This window comes from Streptomyces sp. NPDC107517 (assembly GCF_055582645.1).
This window is the reverse complement of sequence record NZ_JBVJPM010000020.1, coordinates 133,023-157,472: the sequence shown is the minus strand read 5'-3', so window position 1 is coordinate 157,472 and position 24,450 is coordinate 133,023. Positions and strand designations below refer to the sequence as shown.

The window sequence follows — 24,450 nt, the reverse complement described above, 5'->3', positions numbered from 1 at the left end:
ATGGAACAGCCCCTCAACGCCCACCGCACCGGCACCATCAAGGGCCTCAGCGCAGAGATCGGCGCCTCCATCACCTCCGGCGCCACCATCTGCGAAATCAAGGACTGAGCACCGCCCCTCCCACGACGACCCGAACCCGAGAGCCCGGGAGGACGACCTCCTGGGCTCTCGGGCTGCTCCTGGCCTGCGCCGCCACTCCTGGGCCTCCGCGCTGTCAGTCGTAGATGCTCAGGCCGGATTCTCGAAGATCGGGGTGATCACGGCCCGCGCCACCGCGTGGGTGAAGAGCTGGAAGCCCAGCCAGGCCGGGGAAGCCGCCGTCGGCACATCCAGCTCGGGCGTGTCCAGCGCATGGACGGCGTACATGTAACGATGAGGACCGTGCCCGGGAGGGGGCACTGCGCCGAGGAAGCTTTGCCCGCCCGCGTCGTTGGCCAGCATCTTCGCGCCGGCGGGAAGGTACTTCCCGCCCGGTGCCCCGGCACCGGCCTCCAGTTCGTGCACCGATGCGGGGATGTCGTACACCGCCCAGTGCCAGAAGCCACTCGCCGTAGGCGCGTCCGGGTCGAAGCAGGTCACCGCGAAGCTCTGCGTGTCGGCCGGGAAGCCCTCCCAGGACAGCTGTGGAGAGCGATCCTCGCCCGGGCCTCCGAAGAGACTGCTGCACTGGGCGACATCGAGGGGCTTCCCGTCCGCGATGTCCGTGCTGTGCAAGCCGAACTCCGGCACTGAGGGCAGGACGCTGTACGGATCGAAGGAGTGGGGCATGTGCTTCTCCTCTGGTCAGGCGGTCAGGTGCGCGCGGAAGCGGTCGGTGGCCGACCCGCCCTGATCGACCACACCCCCCGACAGTCGCACGACACCCACAGGCGCCGCACGCCGCAAATGGGCGACTTCTGTCCGGACGACGTCCATCCATGTCGACATCCGTCCCGGAAAAGCGCGGCCACCGGACACGGAGCACCCCGCCCACGCGGTATTGATTCACACTACAAGTAGATGCATAATGCGCTTATGGATAAGCGGGTTATGGAAGTCGACCCCCGGGCCGAAGGCCTGATGATCGCCGTGGAGCAGATGGTCCGCTACGTGCGACAGAGCGCCGTCGCCGGCGGTCTGAGCACGGCGGCCTCGTCCGCGATCGGCCGGCTGGGCCGCGAAGGCTCCTATCGGCTGAGCGAACTGGCCAGGGCCGAAGGCGTCTCCCAGCCGAACATGACCCAGCTCGTCACCCGCATGGAACGCGCGGGCCTGGTACGCCGAGTGGCTGACCACAACGACGGCCGGGCCGTCCTCGTGGAAGCCACCGAGAGCGGCCTCGAGGTCTTCCGGCAGCGGCGCGCCGAGCGGACCCAGGCCCTCGATCTGCTCATCGGGGAACTGACCGAGCCGGAGCAGCAGGCGGTGCGGACCGCGCTGCCCGCCCTGGCCCGCGCCATCCAGGACCGCCAGACCCGTACGGCCCACGACTGACCCGCCCCGCCGCAACCTGTCCGCTCCGCTGCACGCCTCCTCCCCACCCCTCTTACCCCTCTTCTCGACGCTTTGGAGAGAACCGCGCATGAGTGCACCGCATGGAAAGGCCGCCAGTCCCTTCAAGCAGCCGAAAGCCGTCTGGGCCGTGGCGTTCGCCTGCGTGATCTCGTTCATGGGCATCGGACTGGTCGACCCGATCCTCCCCGCCCTGGCCGAGAACCTGCATGCCTCACCGAGCCAGGTCTCCCTGCTCTTCAGCAGCTACCTGATCGTGACCGCCGTCGCCATGCTCTTCGTCGGCTGGATATCCAGCCGCATCGGCGCCAAGCGCACCCTGGTCGTGGGCCTGGTCGTCATCGTCGTGTTCGCCGCACTCGCCGGCACGGCCGGTTCCGTCAACGGCATCGTCGGCATGCGCGCCGGCTGGGGCCTGGGCAACGCGATGTTCATCGCCACCTCCCTCGCCGTCATCGTCGCCTCCGCGAGCGGCGGTTTCGGCGGCGCGATCATCCTCTACGAGGCCGCGCTCGGCCTCGGGATCGCCGTCGGCCCGTTGCTGGGCGGGGAGTTGGGCGGCATCAGCTGGCGCGGCCCGTTCTTCGGCGTCGCCGTGCTGATGGCCATCGCACTGGTCGCGACCCTCGCCTTCGTGCCCTCGCTGCCCAAGCCGAAGCGCCCCACCTCGCCGATCGCGCCGCTCAAGGCGCTGCGCCACCGCGGTCTGCTGACCATGGGCATCATGGCCCTGCTGTACAACTGGGGCTTCTTCACGATGCTCGGCTACGCCCCGTACCCGATGAAGCTGAGCGCGCACGAACTCGGTCTGGTCTTCACGGGCTGGGGACTGCTGGTGGCCGCCTTCAGCGTCTTCTTCGCCCCGCGTCTTCAGGCCCGCTTCGGCACGGCTCCCGTCCTGTACGCCAACCTGCTCGGCCTCGGTATCGTGATGGCGCTCATCGCCGCCGGGGTCGACAACCCCACGGTCGTCATCGTGGCCGTCATCGTCAGCGGCGCCTTCATCGGCATCAACAACACCCTGACCACCCAGGCCGTCATGCTCGTCTCCCCCGTCGAACGCCCCGTGGCCTCATCGGCCTACGGGTTCCTGCGCTTCATCGGCGGTGGCCTCGCCCCCTTCGTCGCGGGCAAGCTCGCCGACGCCACGGACCTGAGCGTGCCCTTCTATCTGGGCGCCGCCACCTTCCTCCTGGCCATCCCCGTACTGGCCAGCGGCCATGGTCTGCTGCGCAAGGCCGAGGCGAACCCCGTCGAGAGTGAACCCATCAGCCCGTCGCTCACGCCTGTCGGCAGGACAGCCGCCGCGACCGACGCGCCGCCCGTCATCGTCGCCGTAGGCGCCCACGACAAGGCCGCCTGCATCGTCGACGCCGCCGCGCGGCTGGCTCGCGACACGGGCAGCCCGCTGGAGGTCGTCCACGTCCAGCAGACCACGGTCGTCGAGGAACAGGCCGTCGACACCGAGACGGACGAAGAGGCCCGCGCCGCCGTGACCGCCCACCTCGACCGCCTCGGCGTCGACGGCATCACTGCCACCGGCCAGATCCTGACGAGCGTCGGCGACCACGCCGCCGCAGGCCGCGCCCTCGCCCACCACGCGGCGGACGTACACGCCCGCGCCGTGGCCATCGGGCACTCACCGCGCGGCCCCCTCGCCCAGTTCGCCGACGGCAGCCTCACCACGGCACTCACCCACGCCGCCACGTGCACGGTCGTCCTCGTCGACACCGACAGCACACCCCGGCACCTGACCAAGGACAGCCTCGCGGAGCTGCGCAACAGCGTCGCCTGAGCGATTGCCCTGCGGGCTGCGGTGCCATTCTGCACCGCAGCCCGGAGCCGGTTCCGTCGATCCTGATCCCGGGTCAGACCAGATGAACGACGCCGCCCGCGAGTGCCGCGCACGAGATGACCGCGGCCGCCACATCCCGTCGCAGGCCTCGGCCGCGCCGCCGGGTCGACCGGTCCCGCCCCGGGTTCCCCTCCGCCATGGCGTCCGCCTTGGCAGAGCCTGTCATGCTCGCGCCGGGGAATCCCCCGCCGAAGGCGCTTGCTCAGTTCATGACGCAGGACCGACCGACACCAATTTCGGACCTGGTGTATCAAGCGGCGAGTGATATCGGCAGACTTCATACATTGCACTCCACCATCACGAGGGATTCACATGATCACGCTCACCAAGGAAGACGGACCGGCAGATCTCGACGGTGTGACCCACCTGTCGATAGGCGTGTCCTGGGACCCCACCGCCGGAAGCAGCGGCGGGCTGATGGGCAAGCTCCGCCGGAACGTCGGCACGGACCTCGACCTCATCGCCATCGCGCTGCAGGGCGCTGACCCGGTACGGCTGGCAGGCCTCGACTCCCTGGACCCCCTGGGCAACGGCTCCTTGGTGCACAGCGGCGACAACCAGACGGGGCGCGGCGACGGGGACGACGAGACCGTGACCGTCGAGTTCGGCCGCGTCCCGGCCAACATCACGTCGATCGTCTTCGTGGCCGCCGCCTACAAGAAGTCCAGCTCCTTCACGAAGGCGCGGAACATCAGCTTCAAGGTGTACGACGCGACCGGCGGCACCTCCCAGCAGGTCGCCGACATCTGGCCGAGCCTGCTCACCAACGACAACGGCTGCCGTGTCGCCAAGGCGATCCGGGTCAACGGCAGTTGGAAGCTCGAGGTGCTGAACGAGACGGGGAAGATCAAGCAGGGCGACGAGCGGGCGCTGATGCGTTTCGCGGTCAGCAACCGGTAGGCCCTCCGGCGCCCGGCCCCGAACCGGTCAGTGATGCGGTTCCCGGCGCGCCGACGCCGACGGGTCGCTGCCTGCCGTCAGGTGCGTGGTGAACCACGACCTGGCGAGGTCGGCGACCCGGTCGAGCGCTCCGGGTTCCTCGAAGAGATGCGTTGCTCCGGGCACGATCTCCAGCCGGTTCTCGCAACGGAGTTGGGCCTGGGCGGCACGGTTGAGGTCGAGCACCATCGTGTCGGCCCCGCCGACGATGAGCAGGGTCGGCGCTCGTACGTCGTCGAGGCGGGGTCCGGCCAGGTCGGGCCGTCCGCCGCGGGACACCACCGCGCCGATGTCCGGGTCGTCGGCGGCCGCCCGGAGCGCCGCCGCGGCCCCGGTGCTGGCACCGAAGTATCCGATCGGCGCAGACTCGCGGCCGCGCAGCCAGCAGGTGGCTCCGGCCAGCCTGCCGGCGAGGGTGCCGATGTCGAACACGTTGTCCCGGTCGGCTTCCTCGGAGGGCGTGAGCAGGTCGAACAGCAGCGTGCCGAGGCCCGCTTCCTGCAACACCTCCGCCACCGCACGATTGCGCGGGCTGTGCCGGCTGCTGCCGGAGCCATGGGCGAACATCACCAGCCCCGCGGCTCCTTCCGGCCGTGCGAGGTCTCCGGCCAGCCGGACTCCCGCGGCCTCCACCTCGACGCCGGTCGTGACCGGTGCCTGCCGGACGCGTGCGGGGTCCGCCACGGCCCGGGCCAGACACGCGGCCACTTCCTCGTCCGTGGTCTGCGAGAAGTCGCCGTACCACTCACCGACGGAACCGAACAGGGGCTGCACGGAGAGGCACACCACGTCGTCGGCCACCACGCTCAGTCTGCGCACCGCGTCCGGCGGCGCGACCGGAACGGCGAGGATCACGCGGGCCGCGCCCTGCGCCCGTACGACCTGGCACGCCGCCGCCGCCGTGGCGCCGGTGGCAATCCCGTCGTCCACGACGATCACGGTGCGGGCCTCACCGGCTGCCGGAGGCCGCCCGCCGCGGTACCTCCGTGCCCGCCGCTCCAGCTCCTGTCGCTCCGCGCGCTCGACGTCCGCGATGCCGTCCGGTCCGATCCCGCAGTGGCGCACGACGTCGTCGTTGAGGACCCGTACGCCGCCCTCGCCGATCGCGCCGAACGCCAGTTCCGGCTGGTAGGGGACGCCGAGCTTGCGCACCACGATCACGTCGAGCGGGGCGCCGAGCGCACGCGCCACTTCGAAAGCCACCGGCACCCCGCCGCGGGGCAGCCCGAGGACGACCGGCTCCTCGCCACGCAGATGTTGGACCGCTGCGGCCAGCCGCCGCCCGGCATCAGTACGATCCGTGAACCGCACAGCGCTCGCCCCTCTCGGAGGCCTTCGCACGTAAGGGCAGGCACCTCGTGCCCTTACCTCCGGGCTAACCCCGTTCGCGGCGCCGCGCAACTCGGGGCGTACGCACCGCGCGACCCGGGCCGCTGTCCGGCGCGACAATGGTGGTGGCGGATGATGCGCTCCTTCGCGGAAGGACGGCACCCCCTATGCCGTACATATCGGTGACCGCGCTGAGTCACCCCGGACTCAGGCGCGAGCACAACGAGGACAGCCTGGTCGTCGGCCCATGGACGCTGTGCGGATCGGTGACGGAGAACCCGCAGACGATGGCGTTCCCGCTCGGCCATCCACTCGTGGTGGCTGTCGCCGACGGCATCGGCGGACAGCCCGCCGGCGAGGTCGCCAGCAGCCTCGTCGTCCGCCGGCTCGCCCTGTTCGGGCCGGCGCTGGACGGCGAGGAAGCGGTTCGTGACGCGCTGGGCATGTGCAATCACGCCGTGTACGCGGCGGCCGACCGCGCCCCGGAGCTGTCCACGATGGGGACGACCGTCGCGGGTGTCGTGATCCTCGAACAGAAACTGCTCGTATTCAACGTCGGCGACAGCAGGGTGATCGAGGTCGGCCCGGCCGGTGGCAGCATCGAGACGCGTGCCGACAGCGGCCTCATCGGTGCCCGGGCCGCCACGGACGACACCCTCCACCAGGTGAGCGTGGACGACAGCCCACCGCCTCCGCGGGGCCGGCGCACCACGTCGATCGTCACGCAGGCGCTCGGTGGCGCGCCGACGTTCAGCGCGATCACGCCGCATGTCAGCACGTCCGCGCTCACCCCGGGTACGCGCATGCTGGTGTGCAGTGACGGTTTGACCGATCCCGTGCTCGAGAACGAGATCGACGATGTCCTTCGGGCGCACGACGGCGGCCGGGCCGTCTTCGAGCTGTGGAAGGCCGCCATGGCCGCGGGCGGTCCCGACAACGTCACGATCGCGCTGGTCTCCGTGGCCGACTGACCCGACAACGGCCGAAGAGCCGACCGCCCCCAGCCATCTGCGCTCGCCGGCCCGCGTCAGGCCGGGACATAGCGCAGCAGCACGATCCCGCTCCGGAACGACTTCGAGTCCACGAGCCGCAGGCGCGGTACCTCGTACCCCTCGGGGAAGAGGCGCCTGCCGCGGCCCTGGACGACGGGGTACACGAAGAGGCGGTACTCGTCGACGAGACCCGCCTCGATCAGCGTGTGGGCCAAGCTGATGCTGCCGGTGAGCACGATGTCCTTGCCGCCCTCCAGCGCCTTCAGGGCGGTGACCTCCTTGACCACGTCGCCGGACAGGACGATCGAGTTCTCCCACCGCGGGTCCTCGATCGAGCCGGACACGACGTACTTCCGCACCTGGTCGAGGTACTCGGAGATGCCCGTGGTGTCGTCGGTCAGCCCGGGCCAGTAGGCGCGGAAGTCCTCGAAGGTCCGCCGGCCCACGAGCAGCGCGTCCGCCTCGCTGTCCTGACGGTGGCCTTCCTCCAGCACATCGGCCATGTCCGCGTGGCCCTGGGCCTGCGGTTCGAACCAATCGGTGAGCATCTCGACGCAACCGTCGACGGTGATGTTCTGGGTGATCGCCAGAGTGCGCATCCCGCGCCTCCTTCTGAGCGTGGCCGGTCCACCTTTCATGACCGCGCCCGCCCCGGAAAATCATCGGCGACCCTCATCCGGCCGGCGTGGTCATGAGGCCGGGGTGTCGGAGGGCGGAGGTGGTGGACCCGGCGGTCGGGATGGTGGGGGCGGAAACAGCGGTGGGGGTGGTGGGGGTACCGAGAGAGGGCGGCTGCGCGGCCGGGGCGGGGCCTGTGAGGGGGCCGGGGGCGGCGGAGTGGGTGGCGGGGGCGGGGGCGGCTCGATCGCCGGCAGCACGGGACCGCCCTCGCGCAGCCGGGCGATGGTCAGCTCGGCGCGGCGGCGCGCCTGGGGGCCGTCGTCGCGTCCGTAGACGAGCCGGAGCCCCGCGCGGCCGAGGTTCTCGATGGAGTGGCGCTGGTAGCCGAGCGCGTGGGCGATCTCTTCGATCCGTCCCAGCCTGGCGGTTGTGGGACGTTCCGGGATCAGCTCTACGCGGCCACGGCCGTCGAAGCGCGCACGTACTTCGTCGTCCTTCACCTGACTCCACTCCCGGGAGGGGCGGCAGCCACCTGGCTGCGCCACGCCACGATCCGTCTCCCCCGACCGTAGAGCACCTGGGGTGCCGACAGCGTCACAAGTCGGCACCCGGTGGATGGCGTGGCCGGTCCGACACCGGTGTCGTCCTCAGGTGTTGAGGGTCTCGCGCAGCGCGGCGAGACCGTCCGCGTAGATGCCGTGGAAGAGCTCCTCGACGTCGGCCTCGCTGACGCCGACGGGCGTGAACGAGCCCGTCCACTCCACCTGCGACGTTCCCGGTGCGCCGGGTATGTCGCGCACCGTCAGCGTGGAGAGGTAGTCGGTGACGGGGAAGGGCGCCTGCTCGATGGCGTAGGAGTAGGTGCGCTTGCCGTCGTCGAAGGCCTTGAGGCGTTCGACGATGACCCCGCCGTCCTGGTTGGTCAGGCGGCGGACGCGGCCTCCTTCGCTCAGCTCGCTCTTGGGGATGTACGGGAGCCACTCGGGCAGGGAGTCGAAGCCGCCTATGAGCTGCCAGACGTCGTCGGCGGATCGGGGGAGGTCGATGGTGGCGGTGGCGGTGGTGGCCATGTGCTGCTCCTTGTGTGTGCCGTGGGTCGGGGTCAGGCGGTGGGGGTGGGGGCGTCGGCGGCGATGAGCTGCTCGTCGCGGAGCGCGGTCCAGAAGGCGGCCGGGACGTCCTCGTCGAGGGCGGCGACGTCTTCGGCGATGCGGCTGGGCCGGGTCGCGCCGGGGACGACGGCTGCCGTCGCCGGGTGCGCCAGGGCGAACTGCAGGGCGGCGGCCTTGATGCTGACACCGTGCGCGGCGGCGAGCGCCTTGATCCGCTCCACCTTGGCGATGATGTCGGCCGGGGCCTCCTGGTACTCGAAGTGGCGGCCGCCGGCGAGGATGCCGGAGCTGTAGGGTCCGCCGACGACCATGTCGACGTTCTGCTCGGTGGCGGCGGGCAGCAGGCGCTGCAGGGACCGATCGTGGTCGAGCAGGGTGTAGCGGCCGGCCAGGAGGAACGCGTCGGGCTTGGGCTCGTCCAGGTCGAGGGTGAGCTCGATCGGCTCCACGCGGTTGACGCCCAGGCCCCAGGCCTTGATGACGCCCTCGTCGCGGAGGTTCTGCAGGACGCGGAAGGCGCCGGTGCGCGCCGTCTCGTAGACGGCGAGCCAGTTGTCGCCGTGGAAGTCCTGGGCGACGTCGTGCACCCAGACGATGTCGAGGCGGTCCGTCTTCAGGCGCTTGAGGCTGTCCTCGATGGAGCGCAGGGTGGCGTCCGCGGTGTAGAGGTCGACCATCTTGTTCGCGCGGCCGTGCTCGAACAGGCCGCCCTTCTCGCCCAGGTCGCGGTCGGCGGGGTCCTCCAGTTCGTCGAGGATGACGCGGCCGACCTTGGTGCTGAGCACGTACTCGTCGCGCGGCCGGCCGGCCAGCACCTCGCCGAGGCGCAGCTCGGACAGGCCCGCGCCGTAGAAGGGCGCGGTGTCGAAGTAGCGAATGCCCTGGTCCCAGGCGGCTTCGACGGTGGCCGCGGCTTCCTCGTCCGGGATGCTGCGGAACATGTTGCCGAGCGGGGCGGTACCGAAGCCGAGGGATCCCGGCAGGAGGGACTTGATACCCATGGTGGCGGAACTTTCTGTTCGTTTCATAATGCGGCGATCAGGACGTTTTCATCCCGATCCGCGGCTCTTGCCCTTCCGAGGTTAGGATCGATGGGTCAGACTGTCCAAGACTTGCTTGGACACACTTGAGTCCCTTGAGGTCTTACATGCTCGACCTGCGACAACTTCGCTATTTCGTGGCCGTGGCCGAGGAGGAACACGTCGGCCGCGCCGCCGATCGCCTGCACATCTCCCAGTCACCGCTGAGCAGGCAGATCGCCCAGCTGGAGAAGAACCTGGGCCTGACCCTGTTCGAGCGCAGCCAGCAGCGCCTCCGCCTCACCTCCGACGGCCGCGTCTTCCTCACGGAGGCCACAGCCCTGCTGCGGCACGCGGACCGGCTCGAGAATCTCGGCCGCCGCCTGGGCCGCGGCGAGGAAGGCGGCCTGTGCGTGGGATACGTCGGCGACGCCATGCACACCGGGATCCTGCCCCAGGCGCTGCGCGCCCTGCACGACGAGCGCCCCGGCATCCACGTCGCCCTGTACGACCTCACCGCGGCCCAGCAGTTCGAGGGTCTGCGCCAACGCAGCCTCGACATCGCCCTCGTGCCGGAGGCACCCCCCGAGACTGACCCCGACCTGCGCAGCGCCCTCCTCCTCGAAGACCCCCTGCTCCTGGCCGTGCCGAGCGGCCACGCACTTGCGGGTCGGGCGGAAATCCTGCCCGCGGACCTCGACGGTCAGCCGTGGATCGCCGTCGAGAACAGCCAGCAGCCCGCCTGGCGCGACGACTTCGTCGCCTCCTGCACGGCGGCCGGGTTCACGCCCGACATCCGGCTCGAAGCCCCCGAGCCTCTCACCGCTCTCGGCCTGGCCGCGTCCGGCCTCGGCATGACACTCGTCCAGGAGAGCATGCTGCGAGGCGACACCCCAGGGGTCACCGTGCGTGAACTTCCCTGGTTCCAAAGGTCGGTACGCCTCTGGGCGGCATGGCACCAGATCGATCTTCGCCCGGTCGTCACGTCCTTCCGCGCGACCGTGCTCCACACCGAGGACACCGCGGACGAACCCGTCAGGTGAGGCCGGCGGCGGCCTGCTCCGCCGTGCTCCGGGTCGCCTTCTCGCGGCGCGGGAGCAGCAGCGGGGTGGCCAGGAGCACGACTCCGGCGAGCGCGATCGCGATGCGCGGGCCGGTGAAGGCGGCGACGACACCCCACACGGCGGTCAGAGCCGCGATCGAGAGGCTGCTGCTGACCGACCACGCGGACAGTGTGCGGGCGACCCGGTCGGGGTCGGCGTGTTCGAGCCGGTAGGTGGCAAGCACCGGATTGAACAGACCGCAGCAGGTCACCAGGCCGAGCTGGACGGCGATGACGAGCACGATTCCGGGGACTCCGGGCTGGACGAACGCCAGTCCGATGGGCCAGCACGCACGCAGCGCCCCGACGATGAGCATCACCTTGCGCTGCCCGAGCCGCGCCACGAGCGGATGCGCCAGGCGTGAGCCGATGAGCCCACCGATGCATGGGGCCGCGAACGCGAGACCGTACTGCCAGGGCGCGAAGCCGAGTCGGCTCAGCATGAGCACGGCGATCAGCGGCTCGGAGGCCATGATGAGGCCGTTGACAACGATCGAGTTGAGGAACAGCGGGCGCAGCGTGCGGTGGCTGAGGATGTAGCGCCAGCCTTCGAGCAGATCACCGGCGCGCAGCCGCGGTGCGGCGGCCCGCGCGGGGCGCTTCTCCGTCCCTCCGATGGCGCGGATGCCGAGCGCCGACAGCAGGTAGCTGACCGCGTCGGCAACCACGGTCGTCACGGGGCCGAACATCCCGATCGCGGCCCCGCCGAGCGGCGGCCCGACCACGATCGACGTCCATGTCGTGGACTCGAACCGGCCGTTCGCGACGAGCAGGTCCTCCGGCGGCACGAGCGACTTCAGATACGCGCCGCTCGCCGCCCTGAAAGCGATGTCGGCCGCGGCGACGACGACGGAGACGACGAGGAGCTGGGCGAAGCCGAGCCGGCCGAACGCGAACGCGGCGGGGACGCTCATCAGCGCCGCACACCGGATCAGGTCCATCGCGATCATGACGGGCCGCTTGCGCCGGAACTCCATCCACGGCCCGAGCGGCACCGCGACCACGGCCCCCACGGCCCGCCCCGCGGCGGCCAGCGCCGCCACCTGGGTCGGCCCGGAGTGCAGCACGAGGATCGCGATCAAGGGAAACGCGCCGAACCCGAACCCCGTGCCGTACGAGCTGACCGCGAACGCCGCCCACAACCACCCGAACCGCCGCCCCAGCGCCCGCCTGCCCTTCACGCCCACCGCACCTCTCGCCGCCCCGATCACCCACACGCTGACCAGCGACATCAAAGCGAGGAGCAGACGACGAGATCAAACAACCGACCCGCCATGAGAACACAACCCGTCGTTGTACGCGGACGCCGGTCGGTGTGGACATGTCTGATCCGGGCCTCAGGCCGGCGTGATTCCCGGTTCGTCGACACGTACGACGGCGCCGAGGACATCGTTGAACGCCTCGGTGGAACTGGGGTGGGTGTAGATCGCGTCGCGCAGATCGGTGGCGGTGATGCCGTGCCGCATGGCCAGTGCGACGGTGTTGATCAGTTCCTGTGCGTCGACGCTGAGGATCGCGGCGCCCAGGATCCGGTCGCTCTCCGCGTCGATGACGAACTTCATCAGGCCGCGGGTCTCCTCCACGGCGTAGGCCCGGGGCATGGCGACGATCTCTGCGACGGGCCGGCTTGTGATCTTGACCCGGTGTCCGGCGGCGCGGGCCTGCTTCTCGGTCAGGCCGACGGTTGCCAGCGGCGGGGTCATGAAGAGGGTGTGGGGTACGGCGACGCGGTCGGTGGTGGTGCGCCTGCTGTTTCCGACGAGCTGGTCAAGGACGATGCGGCTGTCGTCCAGGGAGACGTACGTGAACTGCGGCCCGCCGTTGACATCCCCCAGGGCGAAGATGTGCTGCTGGCTGGTACGCAGATACTCGTCCACCGCCACCGCGCCCCGCTCCGTGGTGAGCACTCCCGCGGCTGCCAGCTCCAGCCCCTTCGTGGCGGGAGCACGCCCGGCGGCGGCCAGCACGGCGTCCACCTCGATGCTCGCGCCCGCTCCGTCGCGTTCGTAGACCACGGTCGCAGCCGACGCGCCGTCGCGGATCTCCGTGACGCGGACGCCGGACAGGATCTGGACGCCCTCGTCGACCAGAATCGCCTCGGCCGCCGCGGCGACGTCGTCGTCCTCCCGCCCAAAGATCTTCGGCGCCGTCTCGAACACGGTGACCTGGGAGCCGAACCGACGATAGATCGCGGCGAACTCGATCCCGAGATAGCCGCCACCGATGATCGCCAACCGCTCCGGCAGCCAGGTCTGTTCGATGAGCTGGGTGCTCGTCACCGTGCGCGGGTTGTCCCGCAGCCCGGGGATGCCCGGGATGACCGGCTCCGACCCGGTGTTGATCAGGATGATGTCTCCGGTGACGGTGATCCGGTCCGCGCCCTCCCCGACGACCACGGTGTGCGCGTCGGTGAACGACGCCCGTCCGGTGATCACCGTGACCGTGTCCGCCCCGTTCAGCGCCTCGTAGTTCTCGGCTCGGAACAGGGCCGTCAGCTCCTGGACCTGGTTGACCGCGTGTGCGTAGAACTCCTGAGGCGGGTCGTCCGGCCGCCGCTTGCCCGAGTGGTGCACCAGCGCCTTCGTCGGCACGCACCCGACGTTCGGGCAGGTCCCGCCGTACATCCGGTCGGACGCCTCGATCATCACAACTCGCTTGCCCAGTGCGCCCATCCGCCCGGCGACCGTCTTACCGCCCTTCCCGAATCCGATCACCACGAGATCGGCGTGCATCGTCTTCTCCCTGTCCGAGTCCCTGTCCGTGTCCGTGTCCGTGTCCGTGTACGTGTCCGTGTACGTGTCCTTGGTCATGTCCATCCCTGTGTCCGATTCCGTTCTTCCGTGTCGGTGGCGGCGTGTGCGCGGTCCAGAACCCGGGGAACAGTGAGCGCAGGTCCGCCAGAGTCACCGAGCCGGTCACGCTGACGTCGTCCTGGTCACGGTTGCGCCCGTAAACGAGGCGAAGCACGGCCTCGCCCGTCCCGGACACCTCGCCGACCGGCTCGGCCGGCTCGCACGGGTACAGGCGCATCACGGTCAGCACACCCGAGTCGGTACGGCTCATCGGGAGGTTCTCGAGCGCCGGGAAATACGCGGGGGTGCTGGTGGTCATGGATCGCTCCTCAGCTGGCGTGGGCGACGCGACCGCCCTCTCGCCCTGAACAACCTCAACTGCCTTACGAGGCATACCCGCTGGCCAGACGGCTGGCCGTGAGCGGCCATAACCGATTCGAATGGCGTAGTCGTCGCCCCCGCGACGGGGTGGGTCGGCAGGGCGCGGGGGGTCGCTCGGGGCCGGCACCGACACGTGCCGGACCCGTTGGCATCGTGGCGGGAAATTCGCCTCGATGCTCTGGCCGGTCCGGAATCGACCACCTTCCCGCGCTCGGGAAGCCCCGCAAGGTACGACGAACTCGCCGCCACCCTGCGCGGTCACGGGATTGCCGTCGGCCCGACGGCACCGGACGGCCAGACCTTGACCGCCGAGGTCGAACTCGCCGCCGTCAGCGCCGGACGCGCCTTCAGGGCGGCGCCCCCTACTGGCCTGGCCGCTTCCCCCGCTCCAACGAGCGAGGGAAGCGACCTGACCTGTCGTGAGGAGGGCTCAGCGCTTGAGCGTGAAGGTGAAGTCGCCGGAGAGCCTGCCGCTCAGCCGGACTGCCGACACGAGCTTCCCCTCCTCGATCAGCCTCTCGACCCCGGTCCGCGACAGACCGCAGCCTTCAGCGATCAGTCGCACCGGCCGGACAGGGATCCGCGCCGCGAAGCGGACCAGGACGTCGATCACCTCGCGGTCCAGGTGATCCGATCCGCCGGTGTCGAGGCGCCAGGCGTCGTCCCAGTCGAGTGCGATGCGATTACGGCGCCGCACGACCGGATCCTGGAGCAACTCAGCTGCCAGGCCGGGATCGTTGTCATGCATCCGGTCCAGCAGCTCGGGTTGTACGGAGCGCACGTTCATCCGCTCCAGGACCGTGAGCTTCGTGGTTTCCCCGCAAGCGGTACAGAGCGCGAGGAGCCAGGCGTCGATGAGCTTGTGGTTGGCGTTGACGCGGAATTTGCCGTTCGCCCGGAAGCGGTCGGACGCGCACGTGTGGCAACGGCGGAGAACGAGCGGCAGGCAGGTGGGCATGACCACCCAGCTATTGAGCACAGAAGTACACCGGTTTCAGTGAGAAGTCCGCAGCAGAAAGGAGCGCGGCGCATATGCGCGACGCGCGACACATCAGCGCTCGGGAGGTCTCACACGGTGTACAACGGCACGTCCTTGCCTGGGCGACTTGGTTCGGCAGCACGGTAATGGCCCGCAGCGGCGCTGTTCCACCGGTTTTCGGATCCCGCCGGCGCGCTCTGGTCCGTCGGACAGGCCCGGAGCACCAGACGGCCGATGGCTACCGTTCCGCTGTGTCGACATCCGATCGGCCGACGCCTCAGCCCCAAGGCCCGCCGGCCGCAGATGCAGGCCACGCCGGCCGGCTCACGCTCCCTGATCGCCGCATCGCTTCGCCCGTGCCGCCATGAGCAGCGCATTCATCCGCGCTGACCGCGCGTTGCCCGGCGCATTTGTGCCCCTGCCCGTTGGGCGAGGAGTGATGATGTGGCCATGGCGTTGTCGACGGCGTTCACAGAAATGTTCGGCGTGCGGTACCCGATCGCACTTGCGCCGATGGGTGGGTCGGCCGGCGGCGCGCTGGCCGCGGCGGTCTCTCGGGGCGGTGGATTCGGGATCCTGGGCGGTGCGCACGGGGACCCGGAGTGGCTGGCACGCGAGGTGCCCGTCGTGGCGGACACGGGCAGTCCGTGGGGTGTCGGATTCCTGACCTGGGGAATCGACGCAGCCGTAGTGGAACGTGCGCTGGCGTACGGGCCGTGGGCAGTCATGCTGTCGTTCGGCGATCCGAGCCCCTACACCGAGCGTGTCCGCCGGGCAGGAGCTCTGTTGATCCTTCAGGTCACCGATCTGGCGGAGGCCGAGCAGGCCGCGGACCTGGGCGCCGATGTGATCGTGGCTCAGGGAACCGAAGGCGGTGGGCACGGGGCACTGCGCGGGCGCTCCACGTTGCCGTTCGTGCCCGCGGTCGTGGATCTGGTGCATCCGGTGCCGGTACTGGCGGCCGGCGGGATCGCCGATGGCCGCGGCGTGGCGGCCGCACTCGCGCTGGGCGCGGCCGGAGCGCTCATCGGCACCCGCTTCCAGGCGACCACAGAGTCCCTGGCCGACCCCTCGGCCATCAAGGCGATCGTCGAAGGCCGCGGGCAGGACACCGAGCGCAGCACGCTATTGGACATGGCCCGCGGCTCCCGATGGCCCGCAAAGTACTCCGCCCGAACCCTCGGTCACCCCTACCTCGACCGCTGGCGCGGCCGGGAGGCCGAACTCGCCGCAGACCCCCGAGCGCGCCAGGACTACCAGGACGACGTGGCCCGCGGCGCCATCCCCCCGCTGCCGGTCTGGGCCGGCGAAGCTGTCGACCTCATCACCGACCTCCCGTCGGCAGCCGGTCTCGTCGTCACCCTGGCCACGCAGGCCGAGGAGGCGCTGGCCCGCGCGCAACCCCGCTGACACACCAACTGCCCACGCGGCTACGGCTCATGGGCCGAGCAAGCCGGGCGTGTCCGGCCGGCGGCTACGGCGAGGGACTGCTTCCGCGCGCTTTGAGCCACTCCTCCAGCAGGGGGATCACGACTCGGATGTCCTCACCATCCACAGAGACTTCGGCTGTAGCGGTGACAGAGGCGTTTGCCGATGGCGGGCGACGTGGACTGCCGGAGTCGGAGTCGGCACGAGCGTGCCGTCCATGCCGACGCGCTTCATGTCGGCCGCGTTACTGGTGGTGGGGGCTCTTGGCGCTCTTCGTGGTCCTCCGCGTGGTCGTCATGGCAGGTTCCCCCGGACGACGCGTGATCAGGGTGGGCCGGATGGGAGCGGTGTCGGGTCAGACGGCGGAGGCGACCGTGGTGGCCTGCCAGGCGAAGTCGTCCGGGTCGGTGAAGGTCCCGGCGTCGCCGCCGAGTACGAGCCGGTGCGAACCGCTGCCGTCGACGGGGACGCCGACATCCTTGGCCAGCGCGCGGCGCCCGTAGAGAGCCAGCTTGACCGGGCTCGACGGCGTATCGAACTCGACGTACTTGCGGCCGAAGCTCTTCGCCACGGTGAGCCCGCGCTCGACATAGAACCGCCTGCTCGCGGCCACGTCGGCCACCCCCAGCAGGAGCACGATGCTGTCGATCTTCCGGGTCGCCGGGCCGGTGTCCTTCCGCGCGGACGTGGCGACCTTCCAGATCGTCCCGTCCGGCGCCTGTACGACGCCGCCGTAACCCCACAGCGACTTCGTGGCGGGCTTGAGCGGTGTCGCTCCGGCGTCCAGGGCGGTGCCGATGAGCGCCTTGACGTCGGCCGGCTGGGAGACCGTGAGGGACAGCGAGAACCCGCGGAAGCCGCTCGTAGGCGCCTCCGACGCACTCAGTCCCACCTGAGTGCCCAGGCCGAAGGCCTCGGTGCAGAAGCGCTGTGCGGCCTTGGGATCGGCCACCTGGAGGGTGATGGATTCGATGGAGGTCATGGCCATCACGCTAGTTGCGGCCCGGTGAGGAATGCTTCTCCATTCCTGACCGGTATCGGCGGCGACGCCCTCGTCGTGGCTACCGTCACCCCGCGCCGGTACGCGCTGGGCGTCATGCCGACCAGCTCGGTGAAGCGGGCACGGAAGACACCCTGCGACGCATACCCGACCAGGAAGCCGACCTCGGCGACCGTGAGGTCGCCGCCGCGCAGGAACGCCTTCGCCCGCTCGACACGACGTGTCATCAAAAAGGCGTACGGCGACAGGCCGTACGCGAGCTGGAACTGCCGGCTGAGATGCCCAGCCGGGCAGTCGACTGCGCGGGCGAGCGCCACCACGTTCAGCGGCTGGGCGGACTCGCGGTCGATGCGGTCACGGACCCGGCGCAGTCGCACCAGGTCCCTCAGGCGCTGCTCCTGGGCGAGCGCGCGCCCCCAGGCGGGATGACACATACGACACCTACCTTCATGGCAATCCGCGAGCACCGGGGGCCGCAAGGGCCACCTGGCGCGGCAGGGCTCAGCGAAGCTCCTGGATGCGGACCATGTTGCCCGCGGGGTCACGGAAGGCGCAGTCGCGGATGCCGTACGGCTGCTCGGTCGGCTCCTGGACGACCTCGGCGTCGGCCGCCTGCACCTTCTCGAACGTGCCGTCGAGGTCCCGGGTGGCCAGCAGGATCCAGCCGTAGGTGCCCTTGGCCATCATCTCGGCGATGGTGCGGCGCTCGTCCTCGCTGATGCTGGGGTCCGCGGCCGGCGGCGCGAGCAGGATGGACGTGCCGGGCTGGCCGACGGGGCCGACCGTGATCCAGCGCATCTTGCCCTGGCCCACGTCGCTGCGGACCTCGAACCCGAGGACGTCGCGGTAGAAGGCCAGGGATGCGTCCGGGTCGTCGTGCGGGAGCGCGGTGGTGTGAATGGTGATGTCCATGGCTCCACGTTAGTAGCGGCCCGGCGATCCGCGCTTCTTCGATCCTGACCGGTCGGGCCGGCTGTTCACCCCATCCGCTCACCCCAGTGGGGTGAAGCACCACCCACGACCCGGTGCGGCTACCGCCCCAGGCTCTTCACGTTGTCCCCGAACGTCCATCCCTTCGCCCCGTCCCAGTTGATCGACCAGGTCATCAGCCCCTTGAGGCCACCGCCGTACGTGTTCCATGCCTGCGAGACCAGACCCGGCGCCATGTAACCTCCGCCCGCGCCGGCCTGGGCGGGCAGGCCGGGGACCTGCTTGTCGTAGGGGACCTTGATGGTGGTGCCCTGGACCACGAGCCCCTTGTTCAGGCAGTCGGTCTGGGCAGTGAAGCCCTGGACGGTGCCGGCCTCGTAGGAGTCGCCGGAGCAGCCGTACATGCTGCCGTTGTAGTACTGCATGTTGAGCCACCACAGGCGGCCGTTGTCGGCGTACTTCTTGATGATGGGGAGGTACGCGCCCCAGATCGAGCCGTACGTGACGCTGCCGCCGGTGACGTACGCCGTCTCGGGGGCCATCGTCAGGCCGAACCCGGCGGGCATCTGGGCGAGGATGCCGTCGATGATGCGGATCAAGTTCGCCTGGGATGTGGAGAGCTGGTTGATGTTTCCGCTTCCGGTGAGGCCCGTCTCGATGTCGATGTCGATGCCGTCGAAGTTGTACGTCTTCAGGATCGGGACGATCGTCTCGACGAAGTGGTCCGCGACGGTGGCCGAGTTGAGGTCGATGCCCGCTGCCGCACCGCCGATGGACATCAGGACGGTCTGACCCGAGGCCTTGGCCTGACACATCTCGGCCGGGGTCGCGACCTTCACGTTCGTGTCCATGCCGTCCTCCCACAGCGCGGTGCCGTCGGAGCGGATCACCGGGAAGGCCGCGTTGATGACGTTGTAGCCGTGCTGCGCCATCTCGGGGTTGGTGATGGGGGTCCAGCCGAACGGCGGGTGGACGCCGTTGGACGCACCGTCCCAGTTCTCCCAGTAGCCCTGGAGGACCTTGCCGTCCGGTCGTGGTTTGGTCGCGCAGGTGTCGGCGGCGGGGGCGGCGGGTGCCGCGACCAGGACGGTGGAGAGGGAAGCGGCCGCCGCGAGGGCGGCGCCGAGGAGACGGGATGTACGACTGCGACGGGACATGGGGGGCCTCCGCAGGATCGCCGGGCGAGTGGGGGTTCGCGTGAGCACGACGCACGGTAGAGAGGTCCAGACCTTTCGTCAATGGGTATGGACCAATGGGGAGTCGGGGGCGAGATGGCGTCGAGTCGTGACCGGTCCGGTGCCGATCGGAACTAGTAGGTCGCGCGCCGCGGCTGTGGCCGGGCCGCGCTTCCGTCGACGGTGTCGGAGCGGTCCTCGGGCGCCGAGCGCTCGGCCTGCGCCCGCAGCGCGGCGAGCCCCGCGAGGACCGAGCCGCGCTTGGCGGCCGAGGTCATCCAGTCGGGCAGCCTCGGGATCATCGCCAGGGACGACGACGGACTCCCCCGCTCCCTCAGGCGCGCGCCGACGTACGCGGTGAGCGCGTCGACGTGCTCGATGTCGTACGCCCACAGCAGCCGGCCCGCGCAGCGCGTCTGCAGCCACAGCGGCCTGCCGAAGAACGGATCGGCCGGACCGCCGAGCGTCACACCGATGCGGGCGTTGCCGCGCCGCTCCGACTCCCACTCGGCCGTGACCCCGCATCGCGCACAGGCCAGCCGCCTGGGCAGGAACAACAGGTCCACGGACCAGCGGAGTTCGGGGCCTCCCGGGCGCGGAACAACCACGGCGCGCCCGAAGCAGCGGGGGCACACCACGAGGATGCCGGCCGCGAAACGGGCCAGCATGACGCCCGCGTCGGCGTGCCGGTGCCCGGCGGCATCCATGGGGCCTCCCTGTCAGTCTCGGCGCACCGGCCCTGGGCCGGCCTCGGCGGGAACCGCGTCGGGGCGTCCTGGCCTTCGCCCCGTCCGACTCACCTCGCTCGGTCAGCTCCCGTATGTCACCGGAAGTGTGAGCAGGCCGCGGGCGCGCATGGATGGCCGCCACTGCAGGTCGCCCTGGGCCAGCTCGATCTCCTTGAACCTGTCGAGCAGGGCCGCCAGAGCGATCTCGGTCTCGGCGCGCGCCAACGGCGCGCCGAGGCAGTAGTGGATGCCGTGTCCGAGTGCCAAGTGGCCGCCGGCCTCGCGGTCCAGGTCGAGGCGATCCGGATCGGCGAAGCGGGCAGGGTCGCGATTGGCGGCGGACAGCGACAGCAGGACCGTCTCGCCTGCCGGGACCGGGACTCCCCCGATGGTCATGTCCTCGGTCGGGAACCGCCGGATGGCGAGCAGAGCCGGCCCTTCGTAACGGGCGAACTCCTCCACTGCCGTAGGGAGTTGCGACCTGTCCTTGCGCAGGGCAGCCAGCTGTTCCGGATGGCGCAGGAGGGCGAGGACAGCGTTGCCGATGAGTTGCACCGTGTTCTCGTAGCCGGCGAAGAGAATCAGGAAGGCGAGCGATGTCAGTTCGTCCTCGCTGAGGCGGTCGCCGTCGGTGTCACGGACCGTGATCAGGTCGGAGAGCAGGTCGGCGCCGGGTTGCTCGCGTTTGTGAGCGAGGAGTTCGACGAAGAAGCTGAGCAGCGCCGGCACCGCCTGCTTCGCGGCCTCGGGGCGGCTGGGATCCGGGGCGATGAGCGCGTCGGTCCAGGTGCGGAAGTCCGGGCGGCGGTCGTCCGGGATGCCGAGCAGCTCGCAGATGACGGCGATCGGCAGAGGTCCGGCGTAGGCGGCGATGAGGTCCGTACTGCCGTGGGGGCCGAGAGCGTCGAGGAGTCGGTCCGCCGTTTCCCTTATGGGCGTACGGAGTTGCTCGACGCGACGAGCGGTGAAGGCGCGGCCGACCAGCTGACGGATGCGGGTGTGGTCGGGGGGATCCATGTTCAGCAGGTTGGCCTCAAGGGCCGGCGGTAGCGCAAGGCCCCGATAGGTCCCGTCGAGGGCGTGCTTCTTGTCCAAGGAGAGCCGGGGATCGGCGAGGGCGGCGCGTACGTCGGCGTACCGCGTCGCAATCCAGGCGGGGTCACCGTTCGGCCCGGCGATGCGATGCACGGGCGCTGTGTCACGCAGACGGCCGTAGACGTCGTACGGGCTGTCGATGAGCTCGTCCAACTCGTCCTGGAGATCCATGTGTCCCACCCTAGGGTGTCCTGCCGCGCCGATCCGGCCGGAGCCGAAGGCGCCCGAGTCACGTACCGGCGACGAGTTCCGTGTGCGCTGCTGCCGTGGAGGCAGGATCGTGGCGGATGTACCACTCGGTGGCGAGCAGCCGCCTGCGGTCGGCCGCCGGGAGGCTCGCGATCAGTCCTGGGGCAGCTCCCCGCTCCACCTCGGTACGGTGCGCCAGCACGGCCGCGACTTTCTGCTCGAGCCAGGGACCGACATCGACCGTCGCGGTGATCCACCGGTCCGGAACGGTGTGCATCGCCTTGCCCATGGTGGCCATGTGTCCGCCCCACTCCCGGATCGCCGAGTGCGGGTGCGACGCCAGGTACAGGGCGCTCGGCTGCCAGGGCTCACCGGCGTCCGGGTAGAGCCGCTCGAGCCCGGCCGCCTGGACCGCGAGCATGGTCACTCGGTGGGTGTGCACATGGTCCGGATGCCCGGTCAGCCCGCCGTAGGCGTCATGGGTGACCACGACCTCCGGGCGGAACTCCCGCAGATGCGCGACCAGTTGGCCCACCGCCTCGTCGAGCGGCGCGTCGCAGAACCGCACCGCGCCGGGAGCCGACTGCGGAGCGCGGGCGTCGGCGTAGCCGAGCAGTCGTGGTGTGCCGGCGCCGAGGATCCCCAGCGCGTCGGCCAACTCCCCGGCGCGCCGGGTGCCTTCGGCCCAGGTCGCTGTGACGACTCCGGTGCGGGCGCCGGCGGCCGCATGCCGGGCGAGCGCTCCACCGGCAGACAGGGACTCGTCGTCCGGGTGGGCGAACACCGCGAGCAGGCTCGGCACGGTCATCCGTTATCACCTTCCCTTGCCAGGAGTTCGGATCCTAGGCGAGGCCGGGGCCAGTCGGGCGTCGCGTCATTCCGGCACGTGTGCGCCACGTTCGCCTGCCTGCCGTGGACGGCGTTCGCCGATCTAGGCCGGTTCTGGCCGTAGCACGTCGACGTCGCGGCCGGCTCGGTCGACTCGACGCTCACGCTGACCGACAACGGCTCCGGCACCTCCACGTTCACCGGCAACTCCAACCCGGCGATCCCCGCCGGCGGCCCCGTGTCCACGGGGCCGCTGAACGGGACCGTCGCCGCCGGGGACAGCCTGGAGGCCAAGTCCCTGAAGGTCGTGGTCATGGGTATCACCGTGACCTGTGACGCCACATCCGCCCAAGCACCTGGTCCGTTCGTCTTCTGACGCGCGGGGCCGACGTCGCCGGGCGGTGCCACCTCCGTTCTTCACGGGAGGACGGCACCGCCCGGCTGCCACGCAAGCGGACTGTGGCGCCTCGTCGGTACCGCGGGTGTGCCGAAGTCCGCCAGAATCTGAGCATGCTGAGTATCGGATCGGTTGTGCTGGGTGTCTCGGATGTGCCGCGTGCGGCCGCGTTCTGGGCGGAGGCCCTGGGGTACGTACCGCGCGAGGAGATGGAAGACGACTGGGTGGTGTTGGTGCCGGCGGAAGGCGCCGGGGTCCAGCTGTCGCTCGGTGTCAGCGAGACGCCCGTCCAGGAGCATCCGCGGATCCATCTGGATCTGTATGCCGGGGACTCGGCCGATCAGGCCGCCGAGGTCGAGCGGTTGGTGTCCCTGGGCGCGCAGCGGGTCGACTGGGACCTGTACCCGGCCGATGCCGACTTCATCGTGCTCGCCGACCTCGACGGCAACCGCTTCTGTGTCATCGACACCGGTCGCGGCTGAGGGGCGGGAGGCAGCGGCCGTAGTGCTGCTGTCCGTGCAGGGGACCTGGGCCGGGAGCGTGGTGAGCGGCTCCTCACCACGCTCCCGCCGTGACTGGGAGGGTTCGGGAGGAGCCGCCTGACCTGCACTTTTTACTCGTCTACACGCCGGTGCGGCGCACGGTCCGTTGCTACTTCCTGACCGGGCACATCCCCTCGGAAAGGGTGTTGTACGTGGGAGCGCTCAGTGTCGTCGCCGCCGCGCTGCCGCCGAGTTGGATCAGGATCTCGTCGGACAGCAGGTCCTCCTTGCCCTTCAGGGCGTCGGCGACCTTCGTGTCCTTCGGGAACACCATCTCCGCGGCGATGTTGTCCTGCACGATGCGGGCGAGGTTGTCGAGCGCGGTGAAGATCGGGTCCTTCGGCGTCTCGAGGCCGGGCAGGTCGATCAGGTGGGTGGCGACCTTCGCCGCGTTCATGCAGTCCTTGATGATGATGGTGTTCTGGTTGAGCACGCTGGTGGTCCACTGCGACAGCACCACGCAGTACAGGTCGGCCCATGCCGCCTCGCCGACCTTCGCGCGCCAGGCCTTCATGGTGTCCTGCACGCCCTTGATCTGGGCCTGCGCGGCGTGCTCCATGTTGACGCGGATGTCGGGGTAGACGCTCCCGGAAAAGTCCTCGAACGACTTCATGTCGAACGTCTTCGCCTGGACCGAAGCGTTGATGAACTTCAGCGCGGCGTCGAGGATGTTCCCGCACGATGTGGTCAGCGCGGCCGGCAGACCGGCGGCGGGGAGGTTCTTGCGAGCCGTGGTGAGGGTGGCGGCGTAGGCCTGAAGGGGTTCGATCCACGCGGTGGACCTGTCGTCGTTGAACGCCACCAGCAGAAGGTCATGCGGGTCGATGCGGTCGGCGTTCGGCAGGTTCGGGATCTTGTCCGCGAGGTACGAGGCGATCACGGAGAAGCAGCCGAGCGGAACGTGAGCGATGGACTTCGCCAGCTCGAACGTCTCCGCCACGGGGTTGACGGACTCCTGGCCGTTCGCCGTGACGAGGGTGAATCTGCCGCCCTTCGCGTCGTTCTGCACGACGATCACCGGCGAAAGGTGCTTGACCAACTCCGCCTTGAGGGTGGCGTAGTTGGAGCGCATTCCGGCGTTGACGGCGAGGAGGGAGTCTTTCGCCTGCTGCTGGGTCACCGCCGACGCGGCGGCCGTGCTCGTCGTGTCCGTCAGCGGAGCGTCCGCGGCACTCGGGGACGCCGAGTAGCCCAGCAGCGCGGCGGTGCTGATACCGGAAGCGCTGCCTATGAATCCTCTGCGCGTAGCCATCTTCGTTTTCTCCGTAACTGTTCTGTGCGCGAATGTCGGGTGAGTGGGGAAACCATCTGCATGGGGGGCGCGTGGGACATGGGGGGAAATCCATTGGTCGGGGGAGTCATTTGTGGGGGGCCTTACTGGTGGGGGTGCACTTCTTGGGGGGGATCACAGGGGCGCGGGGGGGGAAGGAAGGCGCATTCCCTCCCCCCCCCAGAAAGGCTCCCCCCCGACCACCGCCTCACCAGTGCCGGCTCCCTTCACACCCTCTTCTTTGGGACCCCCACCC

25 protein-coding genes and 1 pseudogene are annotated in these 24,450 nt (G+C 70.0%); 9 read left to right on the top strand and 17 right to left on the bottom strand.

Annotated elements, in window-relative coordinates; all coding sequences use genetic code 11:
- Nucleotides 1-108, top strand: a 108-nt coding sequence (locus tag ACZ67T_RS34495; RefSeq protein WP_469986831.1) for a biotin/lipoyl attachment domain-containing protein, incomplete at its 5' end; no start/stop codon positions are given.
- A 120-nt stretch (nucleotides 109-228) separates the two neighbouring features.
- Here ACZ67T_RS34495 and ACZ67T_RS34490 read toward each other — a convergent pair.
- A complete protein-coding gene (locus ACZ67T_RS34490) occupies nucleotides 229-768 on the bottom strand; it encodes a YbhB/YbcL family Raf kinase inhibitor-like protein (RefSeq protein WP_469989363.1) in 540 nt (179 codons plus the stop codon).
- Nucleotides 769-999: 231 nt separating this feature from the next.
- Between ACZ67T_RS34490 and ACZ67T_RS34485 the strand changes: the two genes are divergently transcribed.
- From ACZ67T_RS34485 to ACZ67T_RS34475, 3 genes are all read left to right on the top strand, one after another.
- Complete coding sequence (locus ACZ67T_RS34485; protein ID WP_469989361.1) at nucleotides 1,000-1,473, top strand: MarR family winged helix-turn-helix transcriptional regulator; 474 nt, start codon at nucleotides 1,000-1,002, stop codon at nucleotides 1,471-1,473.
- A gap of 88 nt (nucleotides 1,474-1,561) precedes the next feature.
- Nucleotides 1,562-3,286, top strand: coding sequence for an MFS transporter (locus ACZ67T_RS34480; RefSeq protein ID WP_469989359.1), 1,725 nt, complete (start codon nucleotides 1,562-1,564; stop codon nucleotides 3,284-3,286).
- Between the two features lie 372 nt (nucleotides 3,287-3,658).
- The gene (locus ACZ67T_RS34475; RefSeq protein ID WP_469989358.1) at nucleotides 3,659-4,246 is read left to right on the top strand and encodes a TerD family protein; all 588 of its coding nucleotides are present in this window, start codon (nucleotides 3,659-3,661) and stop codon (nucleotides 4,244-4,246) included.
- A 27-nt stretch (nucleotides 4,247-4,273) separates the two neighbouring features.
- Here the strand turns inward: ACZ67T_RS34475 and ACZ67T_RS34470 are convergent, their stop codons facing one another.
- Nucleotides 4,274-5,596, bottom strand: coding sequence for a phosphoribosyltransferase family protein (locus tag ACZ67T_RS34470; RefSeq protein ID WP_469989356.1), 1,323 nt, complete (start codon nucleotides 5,594-5,596; stop codon nucleotides 4,274-4,276).
- Nucleotides 5,597-5,781: 185 nt separating this feature from the next.
- Here ACZ67T_RS34470 and ACZ67T_RS34465 point away from each other — a divergent pair, with 185 nt between their 5' ends.
- The gene (locus ACZ67T_RS34465) at nucleotides 5,782-6,585 is read left to right on the top strand and encodes a PP2C family protein-serine/threonine phosphatase (RefSeq protein ID WP_469989354.1); all 804 of its coding nucleotides are present in this window, start codon (nucleotides 5,782-5,784) and stop codon (nucleotides 6,583-6,585) included.
- 56 nt (nucleotides 6,586-6,641) lie between these two features.
- On the opposite strand, the gene ACZ67T_RS34460 is transcribed toward ACZ67T_RS34465, so the two are convergent.
- The 4 genes from ACZ67T_RS34460 to ACZ67T_RS34445 all read right to left on the bottom strand — a co-directional run bounded on the left by ACZ67T_RS34460 (nucleotide 6,642) and on the right by ACZ67T_RS34445 (nucleotide 9,340).
- Entirely contained in the window at nucleotides 6,642-7,205 is a 564-nt protein-coding gene (locus ACZ67T_RS34460) for a dihydrofolate reductase family protein (RefSeq protein WP_469989352.1), read from the bottom strand.
- A gap of 90 nt (nucleotides 7,206-7,295) precedes the next feature.
- A complete protein-coding gene (locus ACZ67T_RS34455; protein WP_469989350.1) occupies nucleotides 7,296-7,727 on the bottom strand; it encodes a hypothetical protein in 432 nt (143 codons plus the stop codon).
- Nucleotides 7,728-7,874: 147 nt separating this feature from the next.
- The gene (locus ACZ67T_RS34450; protein WP_469989349.1) at nucleotides 7,875-8,297 is read right to left on the bottom strand and encodes an SRPBCC family protein; all 423 of its coding nucleotides are present in this window, start codon (nucleotides 8,295-8,297) and stop codon (nucleotides 7,875-7,877) included.
- A gap of 32 nt (nucleotides 8,298-8,329) precedes the next feature.
- Nucleotides 8,330-9,340 carry an aldo/keto reductase gene (locus tag ACZ67T_RS34445; protein ID WP_469989347.1) on the bottom strand — a complete coding sequence of 337 codons (1,011 nt, stop codon included), beginning with the start codon at nucleotides 9,338-9,340 and terminating at the stop codon, nucleotides 8,330-8,332.
- A gap of 146 nt (nucleotides 9,341-9,486) precedes the next feature.
- Between ACZ67T_RS34445 and ACZ67T_RS34440 the strand changes: the two genes are divergently transcribed.
- On the top strand, nucleotides 9,487-10,401 hold the full coding sequence (locus ACZ67T_RS34440; RefSeq protein WP_469989376.1) for a LysR substrate-binding domain-containing protein: 915 nt from the start codon (nucleotides 9,487-9,489) through the stop codon (nucleotides 10,399-10,401).
- Here the strand turns inward: ACZ67T_RS34440 and ACZ67T_RS34435 are convergent.
- From ACZ67T_RS34435 to ACZ67T_RS34425, 3 genes are all read right to left on the bottom strand, one after another.
- Nucleotides 10,394-11,641 carry an MFS transporter gene (locus ACZ67T_RS34435; protein ID WP_469989374.1) on the bottom strand — a complete coding sequence of 416 codons (1,248 nt, stop codon included), beginning with the start codon at nucleotides 11,639-11,641 and terminating at the stop codon, nucleotides 10,394-10,396. The two genes, ACZ67T_RS34440 and ACZ67T_RS34435, sit on opposite strands and share 8 nt — an antisense overlap.
- 156 nt (nucleotides 11,642-11,797) lie before the next feature.
- Nucleotides 11,798-13,270: an FAD-dependent oxidoreductase gene (locus ACZ67T_RS34430; protein WP_469989345.1), complete on the bottom strand. Its 1,473-nt coding sequence runs from the start codon at nucleotides 13,268-13,270 to the stop codon at nucleotides 11,798-11,800.
- Between the two features lie 793 nt (nucleotides 13,271-14,063).
- Nucleotides 14,064-14,612: a DUF1062 domain-containing protein gene (locus ACZ67T_RS34425; RefSeq protein WP_469989343.1), complete on the bottom strand. Its 549-nt coding sequence runs from the start codon at nucleotides 14,610-14,612 to the stop codon at nucleotides 14,064-14,066.
- Nucleotides 14,613-15,062: 450 nt separating this feature from the next.
- Between ACZ67T_RS34425 and ACZ67T_RS34420 the strand changes: the two genes are divergently transcribed.
- Nucleotides 15,063-16,022, top strand: a complete 960-nt coding sequence (locus ACZ67T_RS34420) for an NAD(P)H-dependent flavin oxidoreductase (RefSeq protein WP_469989341.1) — start codon at nucleotides 15,063-15,065, stop codon at nucleotides 16,020-16,022.
- Nucleotides 16,023-16,395: 373 nt separating this feature from the next.
- Here the strand turns inward: ACZ67T_RS34420 and ACZ67T_RS34415 are convergent, their stop codons facing one another.
- From ACZ67T_RS34415 to ACZ67T_RS34385, 7 genes are all read right to left on the bottom strand, one after another.
- On the bottom strand, nucleotides 16,396-17,022 hold the full coding sequence (locus ACZ67T_RS34415) for a glyoxalase (protein ID WP_469989339.1): 627 nt from the start codon (nucleotides 17,020-17,022) through the stop codon (nucleotides 16,396-16,398).
- A gap of 5 nt (nucleotides 17,023-17,027) precedes the next feature.
- A complete protein-coding gene (locus ACZ67T_RS34410) occupies nucleotides 17,028-17,474 on the bottom strand; it encodes a helix-turn-helix transcriptional regulator (protein WP_469989337.1) in 447 nt (148 codons plus the stop codon).
- A gap of 67 nt (nucleotides 17,475-17,541) precedes the next feature.
- The gene (locus ACZ67T_RS34405; protein ID WP_100594364.1) at nucleotides 17,542-17,952 is read right to left on the bottom strand and encodes a VOC family protein; all 411 of its coding nucleotides are present in this window, start codon (nucleotides 17,950-17,952) and stop codon (nucleotides 17,542-17,544) included.
- Nucleotides 17,953-18,071: 119 nt separating this feature from the next.
- The gene (locus ACZ67T_RS34400) at nucleotides 18,072-19,127 is read right to left on the bottom strand and encodes a chitinase (RefSeq protein ID WP_469989335.1); all 1,056 of its coding nucleotides are present in this window, start codon (nucleotides 19,125-19,127) and stop codon (nucleotides 18,072-18,074) included.
- Between the two features lie 152 nt (nucleotides 19,128-19,279).
- Nucleotides 19,280-19,852 carry a hypothetical protein gene (locus ACZ67T_RS34395; RefSeq protein ID WP_469989333.1) on the bottom strand — a complete coding sequence of 191 codons (573 nt, stop codon included), beginning with the start codon at nucleotides 19,850-19,852 and terminating at the stop codon, nucleotides 19,280-19,282.
- Nucleotides 19,853-19,954: 102 nt separating this feature from the next.
- On the bottom strand, nucleotides 19,955-21,139 hold the full coding sequence (locus tag ACZ67T_RS34390) for a cytochrome P450 family protein (RefSeq protein WP_469989331.1): 1,185 nt from the start codon (nucleotides 21,137-21,139) through the stop codon (nucleotides 19,955-19,957).
- A gap of 58 nt (nucleotides 21,140-21,197) precedes the next feature.
- The gene (locus ACZ67T_RS34385) at nucleotides 21,198-21,965 is read right to left on the bottom strand and encodes a PIG-L family deacetylase (RefSeq protein ID WP_469989329.1); all 768 of its coding nucleotides are present in this window, start codon (nucleotides 21,963-21,965) and stop codon (nucleotides 21,198-21,200) included.
- Nucleotides 21,966-22,112: 147 nt separating this feature from the next.
- Here ACZ67T_RS34385 and ACZ67T_RS34380 point away from each other — a divergent pair.
- A pseudogene (locus tag ACZ67T_RS34380) lies at nucleotides 22,113-22,361 on the top strand (hypothetical protein); the annotation flags it as partial.
- Between the two features lie 134 nt (nucleotides 22,362-22,495).
- Nucleotides 22,496-22,864 (top strand): VOC family protein, encoded by a 369-nt coding sequence (locus tag ACZ67T_RS34375; protein WP_469989328.1) that lies wholly within the window; start codon nucleotides 22,496-22,498, stop codon nucleotides 22,862-22,864.
- Nucleotides 22,865-23,033: 169 nt separating this feature from the next.
- Here ACZ67T_RS34375 and ACZ67T_RS34370 read toward each other — a convergent pair whose 3' ends face one another.
- The gene (locus ACZ67T_RS34370) at nucleotides 23,034-24,176 is read right to left on the bottom strand and encodes a hypothetical protein (RefSeq protein WP_469989326.1); all 1,143 of its coding nucleotides are present in this window, start codon (nucleotides 24,174-24,176) and stop codon (nucleotides 23,034-23,036) included.
- Nucleotides 24,177-24,450: the final 274 nt, after the last annotated feature.